This is a genomic window from Thalassococcus profundi (genome assembly GCF_003344785.1).
Lineage (GTDB): Bacteria > Pseudomonadota > Alphaproteobacteria > Rhodobacterales > Rhodobacteraceae > Puniceibacterium > Puniceibacterium profundi.
Genome location: NZ_QPMK01000029.1, coordinates 1 through 24,946, shown reverse-complemented (window position 1 = coordinate 24,946; position 24,946 = coordinate 1). Strand labels below are relative to the sequence as shown.

Annotated in this window: 22 protein-coding genes and 1 tRNA gene; 18 read left to right on the top strand and 5 right to left on the bottom strand. The window is 63.5% G+C overall.

Features of this window, described 5'->3' with window-relative positions:
- The 3 genes from DU478_RS21920 to DU478_RS21910 form a co-directional block, all read left to right on the top strand.
- Positions 1–690 (top strand): EF-Tu C-terminal domain-related protein (locus tag DU478_RS21920; RefSeq protein WP_267897127.1); only part of this gene is annotated, 690 nt, incomplete at its 5' end.
- A gap of 111 nt (positions 691–801) precedes the next feature.
- The gene (locus tag DU478_RS21915; protein WP_114512989.1) at positions 802–1,539 is read left to right on the top strand and encodes a sulfite exporter TauE/SafE family protein; all 738 of its coding nucleotides are present in this window, start codon (positions 802–804) and stop codon (positions 1,537–1,539) included.
- A gap of 237 nt (positions 1,540–1,776) precedes the next feature.
- Entirely contained in the window at positions 1,777–3,018 is a 1,242-nt protein-coding gene (locus DU478_RS21910; RefSeq protein ID WP_114512988.1) for a CoA transferase, read from the top strand.
- 116 nt (positions 3,019–3,134) lie between these two features.
- Here DU478_RS21910 and DU478_RS21905 read toward each other — a convergent pair whose 3' ends face one another.
- Positions 3,135–3,356, bottom strand: coding sequence for a hypothetical protein (locus DU478_RS21905; protein WP_114512987.1), 222 nt, complete (start codon positions 3,354–3,356; stop codon positions 3,135–3,137).
- A 77-nt stretch (positions 3,357–3,433) separates the two neighbouring features.
- A complete protein-coding gene (locus DU478_RS21900; protein WP_114512986.1) occupies positions 3,434–3,655 on the bottom strand; it encodes a hypothetical protein in 222 nt (73 codons plus the stop codon).
- Between the two features lie 388 nt (positions 3,656–4,043).
- Here DU478_RS21900 and DU478_RS21895 point away from each other — a divergent pair.
- Positions 4,044–4,119 (top strand) — tRNA-Trp (locus DU478_RS21895).
- 229 nt (positions 4,120–4,348) lie between these two features.
- On the opposite strand, the gene DU478_RS21890 is transcribed toward DU478_RS21895, so the two are convergent.
- Positions 4,349–4,927: a hypothetical protein gene (locus tag DU478_RS21890; RefSeq protein ID WP_114512985.1), complete on the bottom strand. Its 579-nt coding sequence runs from the start codon at positions 4,925–4,927 to the stop codon at positions 4,349–4,351.
- A gap of 336 nt (positions 4,928–5,263) precedes the next feature.
- On the opposite strand from DU478_RS21890, the gene secE reads away from it, so the two are divergent.
- Both secE and nusG read left to right on the top strand, forming a co-directional pair.
- Complete coding sequence (gene secE / locus DU478_RS21885) at positions 5,264–5,461, top strand: preprotein translocase subunit SecE (protein ID WP_114512984.1); 198 nt, start codon at positions 5,264–5,266, stop codon at positions 5,459–5,461.
- 191 nt (positions 5,462–5,652) lie between these two features.
- Entirely contained in the window at positions 5,653–6,186 is a 534-nt protein-coding gene (gene nusG / locus DU478_RS21880; protein ID WP_114512983.1) for a transcription termination/antitermination protein NusG, read from the top strand.
- A gap of 60 nt (positions 6,187–6,246) precedes the next feature.
- On the opposite strand, the gene DU478_RS21875 is transcribed toward nusG, so the two are convergent.
- Entirely contained in the window at positions 6,247–6,672 is a 426-nt protein-coding gene (locus DU478_RS21875) for a VOC family protein (protein ID WP_114512982.1), read from the bottom strand.
- Positions 6,673–6,742: 70 nt separating this feature from the next.
- Here DU478_RS21875 and DU478_RS21870 point away from each other — a divergent pair, with 70 nt between their 5' ends.
- The 8 genes from DU478_RS21870 (at position 6,743) to DU478_RS21835 (ending at position 20,069) form a co-directional block, all read left to right on the top strand.
- Complete coding sequence (locus tag DU478_RS21870; RefSeq protein ID WP_114512981.1) at positions 6,743–7,321, top strand: TetR/AcrR family transcriptional regulator; 579 nt, start codon at positions 6,743–6,745, stop codon at positions 7,319–7,321.
- A gap of 209 nt (positions 7,322–7,530) precedes the next feature.
- Entirely contained in the window at positions 7,531–7,980 is a 450-nt protein-coding gene (rplK, locus tag DU478_RS21865; RefSeq protein ID WP_114512980.1) for a 50S ribosomal protein L11, read from the top strand.
- A 1-nt stretch (position 7,981) separates the two neighbouring features.
- Positions 7,982–8,680, top strand: coding sequence for a 50S ribosomal protein L1 (gene rplA, locus DU478_RS21860; RefSeq protein WP_114512979.1), 699 nt, complete (start codon positions 7,982–7,984; stop codon positions 8,678–8,680).
- Positions 8,681–9,127: 447 nt separating this feature from the next.
- A complete protein-coding gene (gene rplJ, locus DU478_RS21855) occupies positions 9,128–9,643 on the top strand; it encodes a 50S ribosomal protein L10 (RefSeq protein WP_114512978.1) in 516 nt (171 codons plus the stop codon).
- Between the two features lie 69 nt (positions 9,644–9,712).
- Complete coding sequence (gene rplL / locus DU478_RS21850) at positions 9,713–10,096, top strand: 50S ribosomal protein L7/L12 (protein ID WP_114512977.1); 384 nt, start codon at positions 9,713–9,715, stop codon at positions 10,094–10,096.
- A gap of 262 nt (positions 10,097–10,358) precedes the next feature.
- On the top strand, positions 10,359–14,498 hold the full coding sequence (rpoB, locus tag DU478_RS21845; RefSeq protein WP_114512976.1) for a DNA-directed RNA polymerase subunit beta: 4,140 nt from the start codon (positions 10,359–10,361) through the stop codon (positions 14,496–14,498).
- A 93-nt stretch (positions 14,499–14,591) separates the two neighbouring features.
- Positions 14,592–18,842, top strand: coding sequence for a DNA-directed RNA polymerase subunit beta' (gene rpoC / locus DU478_RS21840; protein WP_114512975.1), 4,251 nt, complete (start codon positions 14,592–14,594; stop codon positions 18,840–18,842).
- Between the two features lie 330 nt (positions 18,843–19,172).
- Entirely contained in the window at positions 19,173–20,069 is an 897-nt protein-coding gene (locus DU478_RS21835; protein ID WP_114512974.1) for a DMT family transporter, read from the top strand.
- On the opposite strand, the gene DU478_RS21830 is transcribed toward DU478_RS21835, so the two are convergent.
- A complete protein-coding gene (locus DU478_RS21830) occupies positions 20,045–20,845 on the bottom strand; it encodes a putative rhamnosyl transferase (protein WP_114512973.1) in 801 nt (266 codons plus the stop codon). The genes DU478_RS21835 and DU478_RS21830 overlap by 25 nt on opposite strands.
- A gap of 388 nt (positions 20,846–21,233) precedes the next feature.
- Here DU478_RS21830 and rpsL point away from each other — a divergent pair, with 388 nt between their 5' ends.
- The 4 genes from rpsL to DU478_RS21810 form a co-directional block, all read left to right on the top strand.
- Positions 21,234–21,605, top strand: coding sequence for a 30S ribosomal protein S12 (rpsL, locus tag DU478_RS21825; protein ID WP_005980675.1), 372 nt, complete (start codon positions 21,234–21,236; stop codon positions 21,603–21,605).
- A gap of 12 nt (positions 21,606–21,617) precedes the next feature.
- A complete protein-coding gene (gene rpsG / locus DU478_RS21820; protein ID WP_114512972.1) occupies positions 21,618–22,088 on the top strand; it encodes a 30S ribosomal protein S7 in 471 nt (156 codons plus the stop codon).
- A gap of 15 nt (positions 22,089–22,103) precedes the next feature.
- Positions 22,104–24,227, top strand: a complete 2,124-nt coding sequence (fusA, locus tag DU478_RS21815) for an elongation factor G (RefSeq protein ID WP_114512971.1) — start codon at positions 22,104–22,106, stop codon at positions 24,225–24,227.
- 85 nt (positions 24,228–24,312) lie between these two features.
- On the top strand, positions 24,313–24,946 hold a 634-nt coding region (locus DU478_RS21810; RefSeq protein ID WP_114508884.1), incomplete at its 3' end, for a GTP-binding protein.

Here is a 24,946-nt window from a genome sequence, read left to right as displayed (position 1 = left end):
GTTCCGATCATCGCGGGTTCGGCTCTGCACGCCATGAACGGCACCGAGCCGGCGATCGGCGAAGAGAAGATCAAGGAGCTGATGGCCGCTGTCGACGAGTACATCCCGCAGCCGCCGCGCGCCACCGATCAGCCGTTCCTGATGCCGATCGAGGACGTGTTCTCGATCTCGGGCCGCGGCACCGTGGTCACCGGCCGKGTSGAGCGTGGCGTTGTGAACGTCGGCGACGAACTGGAGATCGTCGGCATCCGCGACACCAAGAAGACCACCTGCACCGGTGTCGAGATGTTCCGCAAGCTGCTGGACCGCGGCGAGGCGGGCGACAACATCGGCGCGCTGCTGCGCGGCATCGACCGTGAYGGCGTGGARCGTGGCCAGGTKCTSTGCAAGCCCGGYTCGGTCAAGCCGCACACCAAGTTCGAGGCMGAGGCCTACATCCTCACCAAGGAAGAGGGTGGYCGTCACACGCCGTTCTTCGCCAACTACCGCCCGCAGTTCTACTTCCGCACGACGGACGTGACCGGCACGGTGAACCTGCCCGAGGGCACGGAGATGGTGATGCCGGGCGACAACCTGAAGTTCGAGGTCGAGCTGATCGCGCCGATCGCGATGGAAGAGAAGCTCCGCTTCGCCATCCGCGAAGGCGGCCGCACCGTCGGCTCCGGCGTCGTCGCCAAGATCATCGAGTAAGGCGCCGCAGGGCAATGACATGGGAAAGGCCGCTCTTCGGAGCGGCCTTTTTCGTTGCGCCCGCCTTTGGCCTGCCTACGCTGCGCGCGGGGCATGGGAAAGGGCAGGGGCATGCTGCAGTTCGAAACGACGCAGGTCGTGTACCTCGCGAGCGCGGCCTTCGTCGCGGCCATGGTGCGCGGCTTTTCCGGTTTCGGGTCGGCCCTGATCTACCTGCCCTTTGCCGCGCAGGTGCTGAGCCCGTTCCAGGCGCTCACGACGCTGGTCATCTTCGATCTTCTCGGGCCGCTGCCGATCCTGCGCCAGGCGTGGCGCGACTGCGATCCGCGCGACCTGCGCCGGCTTCTCGCGGGGCTGATTCTGGGCCTGCCGATCGGCCTCTGGGTCCTGACGCTCGTCGCGCCGGAGGTGTTCCGCTACGCCGTGTCCTGCGTCGCGCTCTTCATGGTGGCCTGCCTGGTGCTGGGCCTGCGCTACCGCGGGACGCTGTCGCCGCCGCTGGTCTTCGGCACCGGCGGGCTTTCGGGCTTTCTGCAAGGCGTGGCCGGCATTCCCGGACCGCCGGTGATCCTGCTCTACATGGCCAGCACCCGGCCCGCCGCGGCGATCCGGGCCAACATGCTGCTGTTTCTGGTCGCCACGGACCTGATCCTGCTGCCGATGCTGGCGCTTTTCGGAAGGTTCGACCCCACCGCGGTGCTGCTGGGCGTGCTGCTGATCCTGCCGACCATGGCCGGCAGCCTTGCCGGGGCGAAGCTGTTTCAGCCGCGGCTCGAACCTGTCTATCGCGCCGTGGCCTATGCGATCATCACCGCCGCCGCGGTGTCGGCCTTGCCGCTCTGGGAATGAATATGGGCGCAAGATCGTGAGTCTCGACGGCTGTAGGGCGACATAATATTTCGGGGTGAGACGCGTGTGATGTGCAGTTGCAGCATCGCCAAAGCGCCTTTGCAATCAATGGGCTGGCACTTCGCAAAATGATGCAGGGCGTGGCCGGTATACCGTCGCATCCCGTTAACTCATTAATTTCATTGACTTTTTGAGATATCCGCCACAGTTTCATGAACAGCCACGGGAGGGGTTGTCATGAGCCAGATACTCAAGGGAATGCGGGTCGTCGAAGGATCGGCTTTCGTCGCCGTGCCGCTGGCCGGCCTGACACTGGCGCAGATGGGAGCCGAGGTCATCCGCTTCGACCGCATCGGCGGCGGGCTGGACGCGACGCGCTGGCCCCTGGCGCCGAATGGCAGCAGCCTGTTCTGGGACGGGCTGAACAAGGGCAAGAAATCCATTGCCGTCGACATGAAGACGCCCGAGGGCAAGGAGCTTATCAGCCGCATCATCACGGCACCGGGCGAGGAAGCGGGCCTGTTCATCACCAACCTGAGGGTCAACGGTTGGATGGACCATCCAACCCTGTCGAAACTACGCGAAGATCTGATCATGGTCACCCTGATGGGCGACCGAAAGGGCCGCCCGCAGGTCGATTACACCGTCAACCCGGCGCTTGGCGTGCCCGACATGACCGGGCCGGAGGGCCACGACGCGCCCGTGGCCCATGCGCTGCCCGCCTGGGACGTTGCGGCGGGCAACATGGTCGTGTCGGCCTTGCTGGCGGCGGAACGGCACCGGCTGCGCCATGGCACCGGGCAGGACGTGGAACTGACGCTCAAGGACGTGGCGGCGGCAACGCTGGGTCATCTGGGCGTGCTGGGTGAGGCGGCGCTGACCGGCAAGAGCCGTCCGAAATGCGGCAACGCCCTCTACGGCGCCTACGGGCAGGATTTCGTCTGCGACGACGGCAAGCGGGTGATGATCATCGGCCTGACCGACCGGCAGTGGCGCGGGCTGGTCAAGATGACCGGGACGGAGGCGGCGATGCAGCGGCTGGCTTCGGCCAGCGGGCGCGACCTGTCCGACGAAGGCAACCGGTTCCGCCTGCGCGACGAGATCACCGGTATCCTCAAGCCCTGGTTCGCGGCGCGTCCCAGTGCGGTTGTGGCGCGGGCCTGCGACGCGGCCGGGGTCACCTGGAGCCAGGTCCGGTCGGTGCCCGAGGCCTTGGCCGAAGACCCGGATCTGTCCGACGACAACCCGGTCTTCACCACCATGGACCACCCTGGCGTCGGGCGTTACCCGGTGCCGGGTTCTCCGGTCAGCTTTTCGGGCTATCCGCGCGAAACCCCGGTGCAGGCGCCAGTACTCGGCGCGCAGACCGAGGAAATCCTGGCGGATGTGGCGGGGCTGGACGGAACCGAGATCGCGCGGCTCTTCGATGCCGGCATCGTACGCGGTCCGCACTCGGGTGGTACACGCAGCGCCGCCTGATCCGGGAGCGCTCCACAAACATTGAAGGCCGCCCGTGGGGCGGCCTTGGGGGGGCGCTCCGCACGCCGTTTCAGGGCGCGGAGCGGTCCGAGGTGCGGAAGACGATCCGCTGGAGATCAGTTCACGAAGTGCTGGATCTGCGCGCGCTTTTCGCCCGCCGAGTCGCCCGAGTTGACGATGGCCATCAGCTGGCTGATCTGCACGCTGGTGAGGGTCTCGGTCTGGATGTTCGGCGCATAACGCTCAAGGATGACCTGGTTGGCGCTGGAGGTCATTGCGGAGGCCGCGCCGGCAAGCGTTGCGAGAGCGACTGTGGCGGTGATCAGAGTACGTTTCATTAAGTTGGTCCTTTCGGTGGCTGGCCAATGCGGCCAAAAATGTCGGTGAAATCGGTCCGAATGTTTCCGGAAACCGATCAGTTCACGAAGTGCCGGATCTGCGCGCGCTTTTCACCGGCGGAGTCGCCCGAGTTCACGATCTGCAGCAGCTGGCTGATCTGCACGCTTGTCAGGTTTTCGGTCTGGATATTGGGCGCATAGCGCTCGAGGATGGCCTGGTTGGCATCCGACGTCATGGCCGATGCGGCACCTGCAAGCGTGGCGACGGCGACGGTAGCGGTGATCAAGATACGTTTCATAATGGTGGTCCTTTCGTTGGCAGGCTGTGCTGCCCGCTGTGATGATGTCCGGTTGCTGCCGGTGTTAAACAGTTAGGTCCTTGAGATGCTTTAGGAAAATCACGAAAGGCACGCGTTCCATCACGCCGAATTGGACTTGACGTGAACGCGGATCGGACAGGGGGTGTGCAGGCATGCGCAGCTTTGGTGCGGGTCATGCAAACAAGGCCCGCGCGCTCACACGGTGATTGCAGACGGACCCGGTGGCGTGATCATGCGGTGGCTTCATCGCATGTGACAACGACGGCACGTTTTCGTGACAATGAAAAACGGCGGGCAGGCGGGTGGAATTGGGCTGCGAAAGGCCCTTGATTCCACCGAGACCTTGGCATAGTCACCTCTCGATTGCAGGGGTATAGCTCAGTTGGTAGAGCGACGGTCTCCAAAACCGTAGGTCCCGGGTTCGAGCCCTGGTGCCCCTGCCAATTCCTGAAAAATCGATATGGTCTATAGTGTCGGTCCACGACCTACTGGGCATGCGCGCGCCTGTCGCGAGTGGAAGGTCGTCTTCAGTCCTGGATGGGAACTTCTCGGGTTGTCCCACGGTGTCGTCCGCTTTCGAACAAAACGCGCGTTGCAGCGGCAAGAGAACCCCGCATAGGAAAAGGGCTGCCAAAAAGGCAGCCCTTCCTTACGAACGTGAGGGAACGTCGCTTAGTTCACGAGGCCGTTCAGCTTGGCTTGCTTGTCACCTTCGCTGTCGCCGCTGGTCAGGATCTGCATGGCTTGAGCCAGTTCGGTCTGGGTCAGCGACTGCACTTCGGCGGTCGAGATGTAGCGCTCGAGTTGCACCATCTCTGCTTCGGTCGGCATTGCCATGCCCGAAGTTTCCATCGACTCGCCCATCAGGATGGCGACGACCTGCTCGTTGCGATCCGAACCGTCGCCCGAGGACAGGACCTGCAGCGCCTGGCTGGCTTGCGCCTGTGTGACGGCTGTCAGATCAACGTTCGGTGCTGCTTCCTGCAGACGCACCATCTCGGCTTCGCTCAACACTGCCGGGCCCGACATTTCCGGGGTCATCAGCAGCGCGTTCAGCTGCGATACCTTGTCGCCACGGCCTTCGCCGCTGTTGATGATCTGCATGGCCTGCGCGACCTGCTCGTCGCTCATCATCGATACATCCGCATTGGGGACGTACGAATTGATCTCGGCCATTTCAGCTTCGGTCGCTGCAAAGCCGGCGGTTGCCATCGTGGCGGTGAGTGCGGTCGCAATCATAAAGCGTTTCATTTGTACTCTCCTATCGTCATTCTTTGCTCGGTCTCACGCGGCGACGTGTGCCGCAGCCGGTGTGGAGAAGGAACACGCATTCCGGCAAAAGGTTCCCGGCAGTGTGCGAGACAAGCTTCTGTTTTTACGGGAGAAACCAGGATAAGAAGAGTCGCGCGCGATGCGTTGGAGCGGGTTTTGGTTCCGCGATGTGACGCGACGTCCAAATCACGCGAATGCGAGAAGGCGAGAGGAGATGTGACCGGATGTCCCGGCCTTAGTCTCCGCGGACGTCCCGCATCTTGAAACCCGTGCACTTTGCCGATATTTGCGCTGAGACATCAAAAGAGGTGCCGCATGGCCCGTACAAACCCGATCAATTTCATCCAGCAGGTCCGCGCCGAGGTTTCCAAGGTCGTCTGGCCGACTCGTCGCGAGGTGCTGTTGACGACCGTCATGGTCTTCATCATGGCGACCCTTACCGCGATCTTTTTCGCGCTGGTCGATCTGGGCATTCGCGGCGGGCTTCAGGCGCTGCTGGGTATGTTCAACTGAGGTGAAGATGCCGCCCCGCCGGGTGCCGGCGGGCGGGTATTGCCTCTTGAACTCGCAGGGGTGTGGCGGTACGTCACGCCAGATATTTCCGGACCTGGCGTGCAATGATTCGAGTTGCGCGCCGCTTTTCTTTTCGGAAAACCGGGACGACAGCGGGCGCGGTCCCGCACAGCAACAAGGGTAGTGGCCAGATGGCAAAGCGGTGGTATTCGGTGAGCGTTCTCTCGAACTTCGAGAAGAAGATCGCCGAGCAGATCCGGACGGCGGTCGAAGAGCAGGGGCTCGAAGACCAGATCGAAGAGGTTCTGGTCCCCACCGAAGAGGTGATCGAGATCCGGCGCGGCAAGAAGGTGTCGACCGAGCGCCGCTTCATGCCCGGCTACGTTCTGGTGCGGATGGAGATGTCCGACAGGGGCTATCACCTGATCAACTCGATCAACCGCGTCACCGGGTTCCTGGGGCCGCAGGGCCGTCCGATGCCAATGCGCGATGCCGAAGTGCAGGCAATCCTGGGCCGCGTCCAGGAAGGCGAGGACAGCCCGCGCACGCTCATCCACTTCGAGGTCGGCGAGAAGGTCAAGGTCAACGATGGCCCGTTCGAGGACTTCGACGGCATGGTCGAGGGTGTCGACGAGGACAACCAGCGGCTGCGCGTCGCGGTGTCGATCTTCGGCCGGGAAACGCCGGTCGAACTGGAATTCACTCAGGTCACGAAACAAAGCTGACGGCGTCGGCCTTCAACGACTAGTACGCAGGGCGCGCCGTGGTGGCGCGCCCTTTTGCGTTCAGGCGGGCAGGGCGGCAGCGTCATATTGCTTGCCGTAGTCCGCATCGGGGGCGATGGGCGTGATGAGGTCGATCAGGTTGCCCGCCGGATCCTGCGTGATGAAATGACGCTGGCCAAAGGCCTCGTCCCGCAGTGGCAGCAGGACAGGCAGACCGGCGGAGACCAGCCGGTCGTACTGCGCGTCCACATCTTCGACCTCGAAGTTCAACAGGACGCCCGATGCGCGCCCGCGACCCTCGGGGGGAATGGTCGGGTGATCGCCCTGCAGGATCGCGAGGTTTACACTGGACTCCTCTGCGGCCTGAAGATGGATGTACCAGTCGCTTTCGAAGAGCGGACGAAAGCCGAAGTGTCGGCGATAGAACGCGGCGAGCGGAGCGACGTCGTCGACCATCAGGACGGGGTAGTAGTGCGTGATTTTCATGGTTTGCCTCCCAACTCAAGAAAACATACAGTATGTATGTAGGTGTCGAATTAACATACAGGCTGCATGTATGCAAGAAAGGCGGAGCAATGCGGATCGTCGCGCGCAAACCCGGCAAGCGCTGCTGGAGACGGCGCGGGCGCTCTTTGCCGAAAAGGGGTTTGCCGCCACCGGCACACCCGAAGTCGTGGCCCAGGCGGGAGTGACGCGCGGGGCGCTGTATCACCACTTTGCCGACAAGGCCGCTCTTTTCGAGGCGGTGATCGAGGCCGAAGCAGACGCCATCGCCGCGGCTATCGAGAGCGCCACCGAGGGCCTCACGGGCGCCGAAGCGCTGTGGCAGGGCGGGCGGGCCTATCTGCGGACGATGCGCGAGCCGGGCCGGTTGCGGCTGATGCTGGTCGAGGCGCCCGCGGTGCTTGGCCCCGACGTGCTCAGGCGCATCGACGCCGACACCGGCGGGCGTACTTTGCGCGAAGGTCTGCAGCAGGTGTGCGGCGGAGGGGAAGATGCCGACGCCTTGGCGGATCTTCTTTCGGCGATGTACGACCGTGCGGCTCTGGCCATCGGTGCAGGCGCCGATCCGGCCTCCTACGAGGTGGCCATCGACCGTTTTCTGGACCGGCTGACAGCGGATCGAGGGAGCTGAGAGGACACGGCGCGTTCCGGCCGGAAAGACCACAACTCGTGATCGGCGTTGGCGGCGCTTGCCTTCCTGTCGCATCCGGTGTATCGCGCGCCCCTGTCGCCAAGGTGACAGATCAACGTGGGAGGCGAGGGCATCGCGATGTCCGGACCACGACCACGCCACAAAACGCCCCCTGACGCGTCGGGGGGAGATGGAAAAGGAGTAAGCCGATGGCTAAAAAGCTCGCCGGCAAGATGAAACTGCAGATCAAGGCCGGCCAGGCCAACCCGAGCCCGCCCGTGGGTCCGGCGCTGGGTCAGCGCGGCATCAACATCATGGAATTCTGCAAGGCGTTCAACGCCAAGACGCAGGATATGGAGCCCGGCGCGCCGTGCCCGACCCTGATCACCTACTACCAGGACAAGTCCTTCACGATGGACATCAAGACGCCGCCCGCGTCTTACTACCTCAAGAAGGCCGCCGGTCTGAAGCCGGTGGGCAAGCGCAACCGTCCGCGCGGGTCCGAAGCGCCCGGCCGTCAGACCGTGGCGACCGTGACGATCAAGCAGGTGCGTGAAATCGCCGAAGCGAAGATGAAGGACCTTTCGGCGAACGACGTCGAATCGGCCATGCAGATCATTCTGGGCTCTGCGAAGTCCATGGGCATCGAGGTGAAATAAGATGGCTAAACTCGGAAAACGCACCCGCGCCGCCCGTGAAGCTTTTGCCGGCAAGGAAGAGCTGAGCGTCGAAGAAGCCATCGCCCTGATCAAGTCGAGCGCCGGCACCAAGTTCGACGAGACGGTCGAGATCGCGATGAACCTGGGCGTCGACCCGCGCCACGCCGACCAGATGGTCCGCGGCGTCGTCGGCCTGCCCAACGGCACCGGCAAGACCGTCCGCGTCGCCGTCTTCGCCCGCGGCCCCAAGGCCGAAGAGGCACAGGCCGCTGGCGCCGATATCGTCGGTGCCGAAGACCTGATGGAGACGATCCAGGGCGGCAAGATCGAATTCGATCGCTGCATCGCCACGCCGGACATGATGCCCATCGTGGGGCGTCTCGGTAAGGTCCTGGGTCCGCGCAACCTGATGCCGAACCCGAAGGTCGGCACCGTGACCATGGACGTCAAGGAAGCCGTCGAGGCGGCCAAGGGCGGTCAGGTCCAGTTCAAGGCGGAAAAGGCCGGTGTTGTGCACGCGGGTGTCGGCAAGGTGTCCTTTGACGAGGCCAAGCTGGTCGAGAACGTCAAGGCATTCGTTTCGGCCGTCTCCAAGGCCAAGCCGGCGGGTGCCAAGGGCACGTACCTGAAGCGTATTTCGCTGAGCTCGACCATGGGTCCGGGCGTGACCGTGGACGTGGCTGCCGCCAGCGCCGAATAAGCGCGACCTTCAGATTTGGGAAAAGGCGGACCTTCGGGTCCGCCTTTTTCCGTTGTGCTGGCGCCGGGGGGTAGGGAACCGGGGCGCGGGCCGTAAAGCGGACTTTCCGTGACATTTCGGGTCAATCCGGCACCGATCCGCTGAAATTCGAATTCCTGCAGGTGATCGGACATTCGGCTCTTCACATTCCCGGCGTTTGCCACTAGAGAGCCCTTCGTCAAGCCGCATGACCCTGTCATGTCGGCATGATGATTCGTCCGAGACGGTGGGCTGGGGGCGGCCAAAAGCCAATCCCGCTAAGTCCTGCCCGAGACGGGAAGAGACATAACGTTCCGGTTTCGTGTTCCGGACGCGCGATGTGACGACCCGATCGGACCAGACGTCCGGGCATCCGCCCGGGCAAAGTGAGCCGGAGGGGTCGCCCCCTCCAACACATGGAGTGAAACTGTGGATAGAGCCCAGAAAGAGAAAGTGGTCGAGGAACTCGGCCAGATCTTCGAAAGCTCTGGCGTCGTGGTGGTTGCCCACTACGAAGGTCTCACGGTTGCCGAGATGCAGGATCTCCGCGGTCGCGCACGCGACGGTGGGGCATCTGTACGTGTCGCCAAGAACAGGCTCGCCAAGATCGCCCTCGAAGGAAAGCCTTGCGCAAGCATCGCCGACCTGATGACGGGCATGACCGTTCTGACCTATTCCGAAGACCCCGTGGCAGCCGCCAAGGTGGTCGAGGATTTCGCCAAGGATAACAAGAAGCTTGAGATTCTTGGCGGCGCAATGGGGTCGAACGCGTTGGACCGGGCCGGTGTCGAGGCCGTGTCGAAAATGCCGTCGCGCGAGGAGCTTATCGCTACCATCGCAGGCATGATCGGCGCACCCGCATCGAACATCGCCGGGGCCATTGGCGCACCTGCTTCGAATATCGCGTCCATCTTGTCCACGATCGAGGACAAGGCGGCCGCGTAAGCAACCCTGGGATCATCGTGGGGTTGAAACCCCGTCGTTGGAACACATTTATGAACGGAAAGAGTCACAATGGCTGATCTGAAGAAACTGGCAGAAGAGATCGTTGGTCTGACCCTGCTTGAAGCACAAGAACTGAAAACCATCCTCAAGGACGAGTACGGCATCGAGCCCGCAGCAGGCGGCGCCGTGATGATGGCCGGTCCGGCAGGCGGCGATGCCGGCGGTGCGGCTGCGGAAGAGCAGACCGAATTCGACGTCATCCTGAAGTCGGCAGGCGCCTCCAAGATCAACGTGATCAAGGAAGTCCGCGGCATCACCGGCCTGGGCCTGAAAGAAGCCAAGGACCTCGTCGAGGCCGGCGGCAAGGCCGTCAAGGAGCAGGTCTCCAAAGAAGAAGCAGAAGAGATCAAGACCAAGCTGGAAGCAGCCGGCGCCGAGGTCGAACTCAAGTAATCGGTTTGTGCGGCCCGCAACGCCGGGTCGCACACCGCCGAAATCGCAAGGCTGGATCCGGGTTTTCCGGGTCCAGCCGAGCCTGTCTCAGAGAGGCCCTATTCGAAAAAGGGGTTTTTCTCAGACCAGGTTCAATCGGTCGGGAGGCTTCCGGTGGGACGGAAGCCAGGCATAGACCGGAACTTTGTCGTCTCTGAGGGTGTGCCGCTGGGGCCCGACAGCGCCGCATGCTCTGCGAGAAACTGAAAAGGTGACACCTGACATGGCGCAAAGCTTTCTTGGCCAGAAACGTCTTCGTAAATATTTCGGCAAAATCCGCGAAGTCCTGGAGATGCCGAACCTGATCGAGGTTCAGAAGTCCTCCTACGATCTTTTCCTTAAATCCGGCGACCAGCCCACGCCGCTCGACGGCGAGGGGATCAAGGGCGTGTTCCAGTCGGTCTTTCCGATCAAGGACTTCAACGAAACCAGCGTGCTGGAATTCGTCAGCTACGAGCTGGAAAAGCCCAAGTACGACGTCGAGGAATGCCAGCAGCGCGACATGACCTACAGTGCGCCGCTCAAGGTGACGCTGCGCCTGATCGTGTTCGATACCGACGAGGACACCGGCGCCAAATCCGTCAAGGACATCAAGGAACAGGACGTTTACATGGGCGACATGCCCCTGATGACGCCCAACGGCACCTTCGTCGTGAACGGCACCGAGCGGGTCATCGTGTCCCAGATGCACCGCAGCCCGGGCGTTTTCTTCGACCACGACAAGGGCAAGACCCATTCCTCGGGCAAGCTGCTCTTTGCCTGCCGCATCATTCCCTACCGCGGGTCCTGGCTGGACTTCGAATTCGACGCCAAGGACATCGTCTTTGCCCGCATCGACCGCCGCCGCAAGCTGCCGGTGACGACCCTGCTCTATGCCCTCGGGCTGGATCAGGAATCCATCATGGATGCCTATTACAACACCGTGACCTTCACCCAGGCGCAGGGCACCCGGGGCTGGGTCACCAAGTTCTTCCCCGAACGTGTGCGCGGCACCCGTCCGACCTATGATATCGTCGACGCCGCCAGCGGCGAAGTGCTGTTCGAGGCCGGCAAGAAGGTTACTCCGCGCGCCGTCAAGAAGATCATCGACGAAGGCAAGGTCGACAACCTGCTGGTGCCGTTCGAGAACATCGTCGGCAAGTTCGTGGCCAAGGACATCATCAACGAAGAGACCGGCGCGATCTACGTCGAGGCCGGCGACGAGCTGACCTGGACCGTCGATAAGGACGGAGAGGTGACCGGCGGCACGCTGAAAGAGCTGATGGACGCGGGCATCACCGAGATCCCGGTGCTCGACATCGACAACATCACCGTGGGCGCTTACATGCGCAACACCATGGCGCAGGACAAGAACATGAACCGCGAAAGCGCGCTCATGGACATCTACCGCGTCATGCGCCCGGGCGAGCCGCCCACCGTCGAAGCGGCCTCGGCCCTGTTCGACACGCTGTTCTTCGATTCCGAACGCTACGACCTCTCGGCCGTGGGCCGCGTAAAGATGAACATGCGCCTTGCGCTTGAGAAGCCCGACACCCAGCGCACGCTGGACCGCGAGGACATCGTCGCCTGCATCAAGGCGCTGGTGGACCTGCGCGACGGCCGCGGCGACATCGACGACATCGACCACCTCGGCAACCGCCGCGTTCGGTCCGTGGGCGAGCTGATGGAGAACCAGTATCGCGTCGGCCTTCTGCGCATGGAACGCGCGATCAAGGAGCGCATGTCCAGCGTCGAGATCGACACGGTCATGCCGCAGGACCTGATCAACGCCAAGCCCGCCGCGGCGGCGGTGCGCGAATTCTTCGGCTCCTCGCAGCTGTCGCAGTTCATGGACCAGACCAACCCGCTGTCGGAAGTGACCCACAAGCGGCGCCTCTCGGCCCTCGGGCCGGGCGGTCTGACCCGCGAACGCGCGGGCTTTGAGGTGCGCGACGTGCACCCGACCCACTATGGCCGGATGTGCCCGATCGAGACGCCGGAAGGCCCGAACATCGGCCTGATCAACTCGCTCGCCACCTTCGCGCGGGTGAACAAGTACGGCTTCATCGAAACGCCCTATCGCGTCGTCAAGAACGGCACGGTCACGGACGAAGTGCACTACATGTCCGCGACCGAGGAAATGCGTCACACCGTGGCGCAGGCCAACGCCAACCTCGACGAGAACATGCATTTCGTGAACGACCTGGTGTCGACCCGGAAATCCGGCGATTACACCCTGGCGCCCAACGAAACCGTCGACCTCATCGACGTCTCGCCCAAGCAGCTGGTGTCGGTCGCGGCGTCGCTCATTCCGTTCCTGGAAAACGACGACGCCAACCGCGCCCTGATGGGCTCGAACATGCAGCGGCAGGCGGTGCCGACCCTGAGGTCCGAGGCGCCGCTGGTGGGCACGGGCATCGAAGAAATCGTCGCCCGCGACTCCGGTGCGGCGATCATGGCGAAACGCGCCGGCGTGATCGACCAGGTCGACGCGATGCGGATCGTGGTCCGGGCCACCGAGGATCTCGAACTGGGCGATGCCGGGGTCGACATCTACCGGATGCGCAAGTTCCAGCGGTCGAACCAGAACACCTGCATCAACCAGCGTCCGCTGGTGAAGGTGGGCGACACCGTGCAGAAGGGCGAGGTCATCGCGGACGGTCCGTCCACCGACATGGGGGAGCTGGCGCTTGGCAAGAACGTCGTCGTCGCCTTCATGCCGTGGAACGGCTACAACTACGAGGACTCGATCCTGATCTCCGAGCGCATCGCCCGCGATGACGTGTTCACCTCCGTCCACATCGAAGAATTCGAAGTGGCGGCGCGCGACACCAAGCTCGGACCGGAAGAGATCACCCGCGACATCCCCAACGTCGGCGAGGAAGCCCTGCGCAACCTCGACGAGGCGGGCATCGTCTACATCGGTGCCGACGTGGAGCCGGGCGACATCCTCGTGGGCAAGATCACGCCCAAGGGCGAAAGCCCGATGACGCCGGAAGAAAAACTCCTGCGCGCCATTTTCGGCGAAAAGGCCAGCGACGTGCGCGACACCTCGCTTCGCGTGAAGCCGGGTGACTACGGCACCGTCGTCGAAGTGCGGGTCTTCAACCGGCACGGCGTTGAAAAGGACGAACGCGCCCTGCAGATCGAACGCGAGGAAGTCGAGCGCCTGGCGCGCGACCGCGACGACGAGCTGGCGATCCTCGACCGCAACATCTACGCCCGTCTCAAGGGTCTGATCCTCGGCAAGACCGCGGTGAAGGGTCCGAAGGGCGTGAAGGCGAATTCGGAGATCACCGAAGAGCTTCTGGACAGCCTCAGCCGCGGCCAGTGGTGGCAGCTGGCGCTCGAGGACGAGGCCGATGCCAAGATCGTCGAGGCGCTGAACGAACAGTACGAACAGCAGAAGCGCACTCTGGACGCACGGTTCGAGGACAAGGTCGAAAAGGTCCGCCGCGGCGACGACCTGCCCCCGGGCGTGATGAAGATGGTCAAGGTCTTCGTGGCGGTGAAGCGCAAGCTGCAGCCGGGCGACAAGATGGCCGGTCGTCACGGCAACAAGGGCGTGATCTCGAAGGTGGTGCCGATGGAGGACATGCCGTTCCTCGCCGACGGCACACCGGTCGACTTCTGCCTCAACCCGCTGGGCGTGCCGTCGCGCATGAACGTCGGACAGATCCTTGAAACCCACATGGGCTGGGCGTCGCGCGGCCTGGGCATCAAGATCGACGAGGCGCTGCAGGACTATCGCCGCACCGGCGACCTGACCCCCGTCCGCGAGGCGATGAAGATCGCCTATGGCGACGATGTCTACGAAGAGGGCATCCAGGGCATGGACGAGGACACCCTCGTCGAGGCGGCGGGCAACGTCACCCGCGGCGTGCCGATCGCCACGCCGGTCTTCGACGGCGCGAAAGAGGCGGACGTGAACGACGCGCTGACCCGCGCCGGGTTCGACACCTCGGGCCAGTCGGTTCTTTTCGACGGACGCACGGGCGAGCAGTTCAGCCGCAAGGTAACGGTGGGTGTGAAATACCTGCTGAAGCTGCACCACCTGGTGGACGACAAGATCCACGCGCGCTCGACCGGGCCGTACAGCCTCGTGACCCAGCAGCCGCTGGGCGGCAAGGCGCAGTTCGGCGGCCAGCGCTTCGGCGAGATGGAGGTCTGGGCGCTCGAAGCCTACGGTGCCGCCTACACGCTGCAGGAGATGCTGACGGTGAAGTCGGACGACGTCGCGGGCCGGACCAAGGTCTACGAGAGCATCGTGAAGGGCGAGGACAACTTCGAGGCCGGTATCCCGGAATCGTTCAACGTGCTCGTCAAGGAGGTCCGGGGTCTGGGCCTCAACATGGAACTCCTGGATGCGGAAGAGGACGAGTGAGGCAAACAAGTTCTGAAAAAACTTGTGCCAAGACTTTTCTGAAAAGTCTTGGCGCCGCCCTCTGCCCTTCCGACAGCCTTTAAGGATTTGAAAATGAACCAGGAACTGACAAACAACCCGTTCAACCCGGTGGCCCCCGCGAAGACCTTCGACGAGATCAAGGTGTCGCTTGCGAGTCCGGAGCGGATCCTCTCGTGGTCCTTCGGCGAGATCAAGAAGCCCGAAACCATCAACTACCGCACGTTCAAGCCCGAGCGTGACGGCCTCTTCTGCGCGCGCATCTTCGGTCCGATCAAGGATTACGAATGCCTCTGCGGCAAGTACAAGCGCATGAAGTACCGCGGCGTCGTCTGCGAAAAGTGCGGCGTCGAGGTGACCCTGCAGAAGGTCCGCCGCGAGCGCATGGGCCATATCGAGCTGGCCGCGCCCTGCGCGCATATCTGGTTCCTGAAGTCGCTGCCGTCGCGCATCGGCCTCATGCTGGACATGACCCTGCGTGACCTGGAACGCGTGCTCTACTTCGAGAACTACGTGGTGATCGAACCGGGTCTCACCGACCTCACCTACGGTCAGATGCTGACCGAGGAAGAGTTCATGGACGCCCAGGACCAGTACGGCATGGACGCCTTCACCGCCAACATCGGCGCCGAGGCGATCCGCGAGATGCTGGCGGCGATCGACCTCGAATCCGAAGCCGAGCAGCTGCGCGCCGATCTGAAAGAGGCGACCGGCGAGCTCAAGCCCAAGAAGATCATCAAGCGTCTGAAAGTCGTCGAGAGCTTCCTCGAGTCGGGCAACCGCCCCGAGTGGATGGTCCTGACCGTGATTCCGGTGATCCCGCCGGAACTGCGTCCGCTTGTGCCGCTGGACGGCGGCCGGTTCGCGACCTCCGACCTCAACGACCTCTACCGCCGCGTCATCAACCGGAACAACCGCCTCAAGCGGCTGATCGAGCTGCGCGCGCCGGATATCATCGTCCGCAACGAAAAGCGGATGCTGCAGGAGTCGGTCGACGCCCTCTTTGACAACGGCCGCCGCGGCCGCGTCATCACCGGCGCCAACAAGCGTCCGCTGAAGTCGCTGTCGGACATGCTCAAGGGCAAGCAGGGCCGCTTCCGCCAGAACCTTCTGGGCAAGCGCGTCGACTTCTCGGGCCGTTCGGTCATCGTGACCGGTCCGGAACTCAAGCTGCACCAGTGCGGCCTGCCGAAGAAGATGGCGCTCGAGCTTTTCAAGCCGTTCATCTATTCGCGGCTCGAAGCGAAGGGTCTGTCCAGCACCGTCAAGCAGGCGAAAAAGCTGGTTGAAAAGGAACGTCCCGAGGTCTGGGACATCCTCGACGAGGTCATTCGCGAACACCCGGTGATGCTGAACCGAGCGCCAACGCTGCACCGTCTCGGCATCCAGGCGTTCGAGCCGATCCTGATCGAAGGCAAGGCGATCCAGCTGCATCCGCTGGTCTGCTCGGCTTTCAACGCTGACTTCGACGGCGACCAGATGGCCGTGCATGTTCCGCTGAGCCTCGAGGCGCAGCTGGAAGCGCGGGTTCTGATGATGTCCACGAACAACGTTCTGTCGCCCGCCAACGGCGCGCCGATCATCGTGCCGTCGCAGGACATGATCCTTGGCCTCTATTACGTGACCATCGCGCGTGAGGGGATGAAGGGCGAAGGCATGGTCTTCTCCTCCATTGAAGAGGTGGAACACGCGCTGAACGCGGGTCACGTCCACCTGCACGCCAAGATCAAGTGCCGCGTGCGCCAGATCGACGAGACCGGCGGCGAGATCGTCAAGATGTTCGAGACCACGCCTGGCCGTGTACGTCTCGGCGCGCTGCTTCCGATGAACGCCAAGGCGCCTTTCGATCTGGTGAACACGCTGCTGCGCAAGAAGGACGTGCAGAAGGTCATCGACACCGTCTACCGCTATTGCGGTCAGAAAGAGTCGGTCATCTTCTGCGACCAGATCATGACCATGGGCTTCAAGGAAGCGTTCAAGGCCGGCATCTCTTTCGGCAAGGACGACATGGTCATCCCCGAGTCGAAATGGCCGATCGTCGAGGACACCCGCGACCAGGTGAAGGACTTCGAACAGCAGTACATGGACGGCCTGATCACCCAGGGCGAAAAGTACAACAAGGTCGTGGATGCCTGGTCGAAGTGTAACGACAAGGTCACCGAAGCGATGATGTCGACCATCTCGGCCGCCAAGACCGACGAGGACGGCTCCGAGGCGGAACCGAACTCGGTCTACATGATGGCCCACTCTGGTGCCCGTGGCTCGGTCACCCAGATGAAACAGCTGGGCGGCATGCGCGGCCTGATGGCCAAGCCGAACGGCGACATCATCGAGACGCCGATCATCTCGAACTTCAAGGAAGGCCTGACCGTTCTCGAATACTTCAACTCGACCCACGGCGCCCGGAAGGGCCTGTCGGACACCGCGTTGAAGACGGCGAACTCCGGTTACCTGACCCGCCGTCTCGTGGACGTGGCGCAGGACTGCATCGTGCGCATGAACGATTGCGGCACCGAGAACGCGATCACCGCCGAAACCGCGGTGAACGACGGCGAGGTCGTGGCGTCTCTGGCCGAACGCGTACTGGGCCGTGTCACCGCCGAGGACGTGCTCGTGCCGGGCACCGAAGAAGTGCTGGTCAAGGCCGGTCAGCTGATCGACGAACGCATGGCCGACGCCATCGACGAGGCGGCGGTGCAGACCATGCGGATCCGTTCGCCGCTCACCTGCGAGGCCGAAGAGGGCGTCTGCGCCATGTGCTACGGGCGTGACCTCGCGCGCGGCACCCTGGTCAACCAGGGCGAGGCCGTCGGCATCATCGCGGCCCAGTCCATCGGTGAGCCGGGCACGCAGCTGACGATGCGGACCTTCCACATCGGCGGCGTGGCACAGGGCGGACAGCAGTCCTTCCTCGAGGCGTCGCAGTCGGGCATCATCGCCTTCGACCAGGCCTCCACGCTTGAAAACCAGGCGGGCGAGACTCTGGTGATGGGCCGCAACATGAAGCTGCGGATCGTCGACGAACACGGCGCCGAACGGGCCAGCCACAAGCTGGGCTACGGCACCAAGATTTTCGTCAAGGAAGGCGACACCGTCGCCCGCGGCGACAAGCTCTTCGAGTGGGACCCCTACACCCTGCCGATCATCGCCGAGAAAGACGGCACCGTGAAACACGTCGACCTGGTGAACGGCGTCGCCGTGCGCGAGGAAACCGACGATGCGACCGGCATGACGCAGAAGATCGTCTCGGACTGGCGCGCGGCGCCCAAGGGCAACGAGCTCAAGCCCGAGATCATCCTGGTCGGCGAAGACGGCGAACCGGTGCGCAACGATGCCGGCAACCCGATCACCTACCCGATGTCTGTGGACGCGATCCTGTCGGTCGAAGACGGCCAGGAGATCAAGGCCGGTGACGTCGTCGCGCGGATCCCGCGCGAAGGCGCCAAGACCAAGGACATCACCGGTGGTCTGCCGCGGGTGGCCGAACTCTTCGAGGCGCGCCGCCCGAAGGATCACGCCATCATCGCGGAAATCGACGGCTACGTGCGCTTCGGCAAGGACTACAAGAACAAGCGCCGGATCAGCATCGAACCGGTGGACGACAGCCTGTCACCCGTCGAATACATGGTGCCCAAGGGCAAGCACATCCCGGTGGCCGAAGGCGACTATGTGACCAAGGGCGACTACATCATGGACGGCAACCCCGCGCCGCATGACATCCTGGCCATCATGGGTGTCGAGGCGCTGGCGAACTACATGATCGACGAGGTGCAGGACGTCTACCGGCTGCAGGGCGTGAAGATCAACGACAAGCATGTCGAGGTCATCGTGCGCCAGATGCTGCAGAAGTGGGAGATCCAAGACAGCGGCGACACCACGCTGCTCAAGGGCGAACACGTGGACAAGGCCGAGTTCGACGAGGCCTGCGAAAAGGCGATCAACAAGGGCGGGCGTCCGGCGCAGGGCGAACCGATCCTGCTGGGCATCACCAAGGCGTCGCTGCAGACCCGCAGCTTCATCTCGGCGGCGTCCTTCCAGGAAACCACCCGCGTGCTGACCGAAGCCTCGGTGCAGGGCAAGCGCGACAAGCTGGTGGGCCTCAAGGAGAACGTCATCGTCGGCCGCCTGATCCCGGCGGGCACCGGTGGCGCCACGATGAAAGTGCGCCGCATCGCGTCGGAGCGCGACAATGTCGTGATCGAGGCGCGCCGCTCCGAAGCCGAAGCCGCGGCCGCCCTGGCGGCACCGGACGAGACGGTCGACGACGTGGTCGGTGGGGACGAGTTCGACACGCTGGTGGTGGACACGCCCGAAAGCCGCGAATAAGCGCGCCATCTCTCGAAACACCAAAGACACCCGCTCCGGCGGGTGTCTTTTTGCGACACCTCCCGGCACCGACCTGACCTCCCTCCGGCCGGAAAATCCTGAACCTCGGAAAGATAGCAATGCTCCGGCGCCGGACCTGCGCCCTGCTACCGTTGCCTGCAACCGTCCCGTCCGATGGGTCCTGCGACACGTCCGCCACGATCCGCCCCTTCATCTTGCCGATAAACCTCCAGAGAGCACGAGAGACAGCGTCTCTCGTATGCCGCAGGCATCCTCGGATCCGGCGTTTTCGTACTGGCCACCGCTGACGCGCGGTTCTAAAGCTGCAACATGCCCCAACTCTCTGACAACACCCGCGGCGCGCTTCTGATGATGGCCTCCATGGCCTGTTTCACCTTCGGCGACGCCTGCATGAAACTGGCCAGCGCCGATCTGCCGCTGAGCCAGTTGCTGGTGTTGCGGGGCCTCTTCGCGAGCCTCATCATCTACCTTGTCGCCCGGCGGATGAACGCGCTGACCCTCGACCTGGCCGCGCGGGACTGGAACCTGATCGCCTTGCGCGCGGTGGCCGAGGTGGCCGCGGCCTGGTTCTTTCTGACCGCACTCTTCAACATGCCGATCGCCAACGTCACGGCACTCTTGCAGATGCTGCCGCTCACGGTGACGCTGGCCAGTGCCGTGTTCTTCGGTGAACCGGTGGGATGGCGGCGCTGGACCGCGATCCTGATCGGCTTTGGCGGCATGCTGCTGATCGTCCGGCCCGGTACCGAAGGCTTCAACGCCTATTCCATCTACGCGCTGATCGCCGTGGTCTGCGTCACCGTTCGGGACCTCGCCACGCGCCGCATGTCGGCATCGGTGCCCAGCCTGACTGTCACGCTCAGCGCCTCGCTGGCGGTGCTGGCCTTTGCCGCCGTCCTGTCGCTGGGCGAGGACTGGCAACCGCTCGACGCTTCGCTTTGGGGCCTGGTCGCGGCGATGTCGGTCTTCATCATCGGCGGATATCTCTTCAGCGTCATGACCATGCGCACCGGCGAAGTCAGCGTGGTGACGCCGTTCCGCTACACCGGGCTCGTCTGGGCGCTGGTCCTCGGCTGGGCGATCTTCGGCGAATGGCCGGTGCCGCTGACCTTCCTTGGCGCAGGCATCATCATTGCCACCGGCGTCTTCACCCTGCTGCGCGAGGCGCGCGCGCGCAGGCTTCAGGCAAAGACCGTGCGGATCTGATCGGCGTCTATGGCGAAGAGCCGGCGCATCTCGGCTTCGCCCGCCGCATCGAGCCGGGGCAGGTCGACCGCTTTCACATGCTTCTTCTGGCGCGAGTCGTTGTGGTCGTTGTGGCCGCGCACGAACATCGGCGGGTCGGTGAAGGTCACCGTGGGCATGAACTGATTGATCTTGTTGTGCCCGAAATTCATCACCGTCTGACGCACCCGTGGCTGCACCGCCACGGCCTGCGCCACGCCCCAGTAGGGGGTTACGTTCGGTTCCGCGCGCAGCCCCTTTGCATCGGGCCGCGCGACAAAGCCGCGATTCCAGTCGAAGCCCACCAGCCGGTGCGCCGCGGTCAGGGCGGTGCAGTCGCGGGCGGCGGCGCGCAGGGTTTCCACGAACGTCACCGCCACCGCGTCGTCGTCGTCGTGGCGGAACTCGAGGCAGGGGGTGTCCATGTCCCGTGCGGCGTTGATGACCTCCTGGCAGACCTGGCGGTGCGGTCCGGGCGGGCGAGCGACGATGCGGGCCTGCGGGAAATCCGCCAGCAACGCCCGGAGCCGGTCGAGATAAGCGTCGGGCAGGCTGTCGCCTACCAGGATCAGGAAGGTGAAATCGGGATCGGTCTGGCCTTTCAGCCCCGGCAGGCAGATGCATTCGAAATGCCGCAGCCGCTCTTCCATCCGGGCCGGTGCATAAAGATAGGCCATCCGGTCGCGGATCGAGCCGTGTTCGACCTGGAAACCACCCTCGGCAGGGTAGGAAAACCTGCAAAACCCAATGACTTGCATTGCTGCCTCTGGTACGTTTCGGCGCCGAGCCGCCGCCTGGCAACAGTCGCACCGCAACCGGGCCAAGGCAAGGCCGGGGCGCTGTTGACAACCCATCCGACTCCCCCTATACGCCCGCTATCTCGGACGGGACAGGTGTCCCTTGCTCCGATCTACAGAACTGAAGCGGTCACGATCCGGGCGCCCGTCGCCCCGATCCTCTGGAACCCCCCGCGTCGTTCCCGCCAAAGGGAGCGCATGCGGTTTTTTGCGTCGTCTGAATGCGACGCGACGGATGACGTGCACCAACGTGCACAGGGTGACTTGCGGACGCGCAAGGCGCTGAACTGAAACCCGCACGGGACACCCCCGTGCACCACATATGTGAGCTACACGGGGAAATACCGGAATGCCAACGATCCAACAGCTGATCCGCAAGCCGCGGCAGCCGAAAGTCAAACGCTCCAAGTCCATGCACCTGGAGCAGTGCCCGCAGAAGCGGGGCGTCTGCACACGCGTCTACACCACCACGCCGAAGAAACCGAACTCCGCCATGCGGAAAGTGGCCAAGGTCCGTCTGACCAACGGCTACGAGGTGATCAGCTACATCCCGGGCGAATCCCACAACCTTCAGGAACACTCGGTGGTCCTGATCCGCGGCGGCCGTGTGAAAGACCTTCCCGGTGTGCGCTACCACATCCTGCGCGGTGTTCTGGATACCCAGGGCGTCAAGGACCGCAAACAGCGTCGCTCCAAGTATGGCGCGAAGCGTCCGAAATAAGAGGGTATTGAGATGTCACGTCGTCACGCAGCCGAAAAACGCGAAGTCCTGCCCGACGCCAAGTATGGCGACCGGGTGCTGACCAAGTTCATGAACAACCTGATGATCGACGGCAAGAAGTCGGTCGCCGAAAGCATCGTCTACAATGCTTTCACCCGGGTCGAGACCAAGATCAAGCGCGCCCCCGTGGAAGTGTTCCACGAAGCGCTCGACAACATCAAACCGAGTGTCGAAGTCCGGTCGCGCCGCGTCGGTGGTGCCACCTACCAGGTGCCCGTCGAAGTGCGCCCCGAGCGCCGCGAAGCGCTGGCGATCCGCTGGCTCATCGACGCCAGCCGCAAGCGCAACGAGAACACCATGGAAGAGCGCCTGGCGGGCGAGCTCATGGATGCCGTTCAGTCGCGCGGCTCGGCCGTGAAGAAGCGGGAAGACACTCACAAGATGGCGGACGCGAACAAGGCGTTCAGCCACTACCGCTGGTAAGAAGGAGCGAGCAGAATGGCACGCGAATATCCCCTTACGCGCTACCGGAACTTCGGGATCATGGCCCACATCGACGCGGGCAAGACCACGACCACCGAGCGTATTCTTTTCTACACCGGCAAATCGCACAAGATCGGCGAAGTGCATGACGGTGCTGCGACCATGGACTGGATGGAGCAGGAGCAGGAGCGTGGCATCACGATCACCTCTGCCGCGACCACCACGTTCTGGCAGCGCCAGGAAGACCCGACCGCCGAAGGCACGTCGGACACCAAGTTCCGTTTCAACATCATCGACACCCCCGGCCACGTCGACTTCACCATCGAGGTCGAACGCTCGCTCGCCGTGCTCGACGGCGCCGTGGCGCTGCTGGACGGCAACGCCGGCGTCGAGCCGCAGACCGAGACGGTGTGGCGTCAGGCTGACCGCTACAAGGTTCCGCGTCTCGTGTTCGTCAACAAGATGGACAAGATCGGCGCCGACTTCTTCAACTGCGTGAAGATGATCAAGGACCGCACCGGTGCGACCCCTGTTCCTGTCAACTTTCCCATCGGTTCGGAAGACAAGCTCGAGGGCATCGTCGACCTGATCAAGATGGAAGAGTGGGTGTGGGAAGGCGAAGACCTGGGCGCATCCTGGTTCCGCCGTCCGATCCGCGACGACCTCAAGGACATGGCCGACGAATGGCGCGCGCACATGATCGAGCATGCCGTCGAAATGGACGACACCGCGATGGAAGCCTACCTCGAAGGCGAAGAGCCCGACGAGGCCACCCTGCGCAAGCTGATCCGCCAGGGTACGCTGTCGCTGTCCTTCGTGCCGGTGCTGGGTGGTTCCGCGTTCAAGAACAAGGGCGTGCAGCCCCTGCTGAACGCGGTGATCGACTTCCTGCCCGGTCCGCTTGACGTGCCGCCGTACATGGGCTTCAGCCCCGATGACGAGACCGAGACCCGCAACATCGCCCGCAAGCCGGGCGACGAAGAGCCTTTCGCGGGCCTCGCGTTCAAGATCATGAACGACCCCTTTGTCGGTTCCCTGACCTTTACCCGCATCTATTCGGGCCTGCTGGAAAAGGGCGGTGCCGTCCTGAACTCCACCAAGGGCCGGAAAGAGCGTATCGGCCGGATGATGATGATGCACTCGAACTCGCGGGAAGAGATCGACTGGGCCGGGTCCGGCGACATCATCGCGCTGGCGGGTCTGAAAGAGACCACCACCGGTGACACGCTCTGCGATTCGTCCAAGCCCGTGGTTCTGGAAACCATGACCTTCCCCGATCCGGTGATCGAGATCGCGGTCGAGCCCAAGACCAAGGCCGACCAGGAGAAGATGTCCGCCGGTCTGCAGCGCCTTGCCGCCGAAGATCCGTCCTTCCGCGTGGAGACGGACATCGAATCCGGTCAGACGATCATGAAGGGCATGGGCGAACTTCACCTGGACATCCTGGTCGATCGTCTCAAGCGCGAGTTCAAGGTCGAGGCCAACATCGGCGCGCCGCAGGTGGCCTATCGCGAGACCATCGGTCACGAGATCGAGCACACCTACACCCACAAGAAGCAGTCGGGTGGCTCGGGCCAGTTCGCCGAAGTGAAGCTCATCATCTCCCCGACCGAACCGGGCGAAGGCTATTCCTTCGAATCCCGCATCGTCGGCGGCTCGGTGCCCAAGGAATACATCCCGGGCGTCGAAAAGGGCATCAAGTCGGTGATGGACTCCGGTCCGCTCGCGGGCTTCCCGGTGATCGACTTCAAGGTCGCGCTGGTCGACGGCAAGTTCCACGACGTGGACTCCTCGGTCCTCGCGTTCGAGATCGCGTCGCGGATGGCCATGCGCGAAGGTCTGCGCAAGGCCGGCGCCAAGCTGCTCGAGCCGATGATGAAGGTCGAGGTGGTGACGCCGGAGGAATACACCGGCAACGTCATCGGCGATCTGACCTCGCGTCGTGGCCAGGTGACCGGGCAGGAGCCGCGCGGCAATGCCGTTGCGATCAACGCCATGGTGCCGCTGGCCAACATGTTCGGCTACATCAACACGCTGCGTTCCATGTCCTCGGGCCGCGCGCAGTTCACGATGCAGTTCGACCATTACGATCCGGTGCCGCAGAACATCAGCGACGAGATCCAGAAGAAATACGCATAACGGGATGGCGGGGTGAACCCCGCCCTACCCACCACCGTAGGGTGGGGTTCGACCCCACCGCCCATCAGACAGACAGGAGGCCATCATGGCAAAGGCAAAGTTTGAGCGCAGCAAACCGCACTGCAACATCGGCACGATCGGTCACGTTGACCACGGCAAGACGACGCTGACGGCGGCGATCACCAAGTATTTCGGCGACTTCCGCGCCTACGACCAGATCGACGGCGCGCCCGAAGAGAAGGCCCGCGGGATCACGATCTCGACCGCGCACGTGGAATACGAGACCGAGAACCGCCACTACGCCCACGTCGACTGCCCCGGCCACGCCGACTACGTGAAGAACATGATCACCGGTGCGGCGCAGATGGACGGCGCGATCCTGGTGGTGAACGCCGCCGACGGCCCGATGCCGCAGACCCGCGAGCACATCCTGCTGGGCCGCCAGGTTGGCATCCCCGCCATGGTGGTGTTCCTCAACAAGGTCGACCAGGTCGACGACGAGGAGCTGCTCGAGCTCGTCGAGATGGAAGTGCGCGAACTGCTGTCGGCCTACGACTTCCCGGGCGACGACGTTCCGATCATCGCGGGTTCGGCTCTGCACGCCATGAACGGCACCGAGCCGGCGATCGGCGAAGAGAAGATCAAGGAGCTGATGGCCGCTGTCGACGAGTACATCCCGCAGCCGCCGCGCGCCACCGATCAGCCGTTCCTGATGCCGA

Coding starts and splice junctions, on each gene's coding strand:
- fusA (WP_114512971.1), top strand. CDS start 22,104: ATGGCACGCGAATATCCCCTTACGCGCTACCGGAACTTCGGGATCATG.
- rpoC (WP_114512975.1), top strand. CDS start 14,592: ATGAACCAGGAACTGACAAACAACCCGTTCAACCCGGTGGCCCCCGCG.
- rplA (WP_114512979.1), top strand. CDS start 7,982: ATGGCTAAACTCGGAAAACGCACCCGCGCCGCCCGTGAAGCTTTTGCC.
- rplL (WP_114512977.1), top strand. CDS start 9,713: ATGGCTGATCTGAAGAAACTGGCAGAAGAGATCGTTGGTCTGACCCTG.
- rpsL (WP_005980675.1), top strand. CDS start 21,234: ATGCCAACGATCCAACAGCTGATCCGCAAGCCGCGGCAGCCGAAAGTC.
- DU478_RS21870 (WP_114512981.1), top strand. CDS start 6,743: ATGCAAGAAAGGCGGAGCAATGCGGATCGTCGCGCGCAAACCCGGCAA.
- DU478_RS21915 (WP_114512989.1), top strand. CDS start 802: ATGCTGCAGTTCGAAACGACGCAGGTCGTGTACCTCGCGAGCGCGGCC.
- DU478_RS21875 (WP_114512982.1), bottom strand. CDS start 6,672: ATGAAAATCACGCACTACTACCCCGTCCTGATGGTCGACGACGTCGCT.
- rpsG (WP_114512972.1), top strand. CDS start 21,618: ATGTCACGTCGTCACGCAGCCGAAAAACGCGAAGTCCTGCCCGACGCC.
- secE (WP_114512984.1), top strand. CDS start 5,264: ATGGCCCGTACAAACCCGATCAATTTCATCCAGCAGGTCCGCGCCGAG.
- DU478_RS21910 (WP_114512988.1), top strand. CDS start 1,777: ATGAGCCAGATACTCAAGGGAATGCGGGTCGTCGAAGGATCGGCTTTC.
- DU478_RS21830 (WP_114512973.1), bottom strand. CDS start 20,845: ATGCAAGTCATTGGGTTTTGCAGGTTTTCCTACCCTGCCGAGGGTGGT.
- nusG (WP_114512983.1), top strand. CDS start 5,653: ATGGCAAAGCGGTGGTATTCGGTGAGCGTTCTCTCGAACTTCGAGAAG.
- DU478_RS21905 (WP_114512987.1), bottom strand. CDS start 3,356: ATGAAACGTACTCTGATCACCGCCACAGTCGCTCTCGCAACGCTTGCC.
- DU478_RS21835 (WP_114512974.1), top strand. CDS start 19,173: ATGCCCCAACTCTCTGACAACACCCGCGGCGCGCTTCTGATGATGGCC.
- rpoB (WP_114512976.1), top strand. CDS start 10,359: ATGGCGCAAAGCTTTCTTGGCCAGAAACGTCTTCGTAAATATTTCGGC.
- DU478_RS21900 (WP_114512986.1), bottom strand. CDS start 3,655: ATGAAACGTATCTTGATCACCGCTACCGTCGCCGTCGCCACGCTTGCA.
- rplK (WP_114512980.1), top strand. CDS start 7,531: ATGGCTAAAAAGCTCGCCGGCAAGATGAAACTGCAGATCAAGGCCGGC.
- DU478_RS21890 (WP_114512985.1), bottom strand. CDS start 4,927: ATGAAACGCTTTATGATTGCGACCGCACTCACCGCCACGATGGCAACC.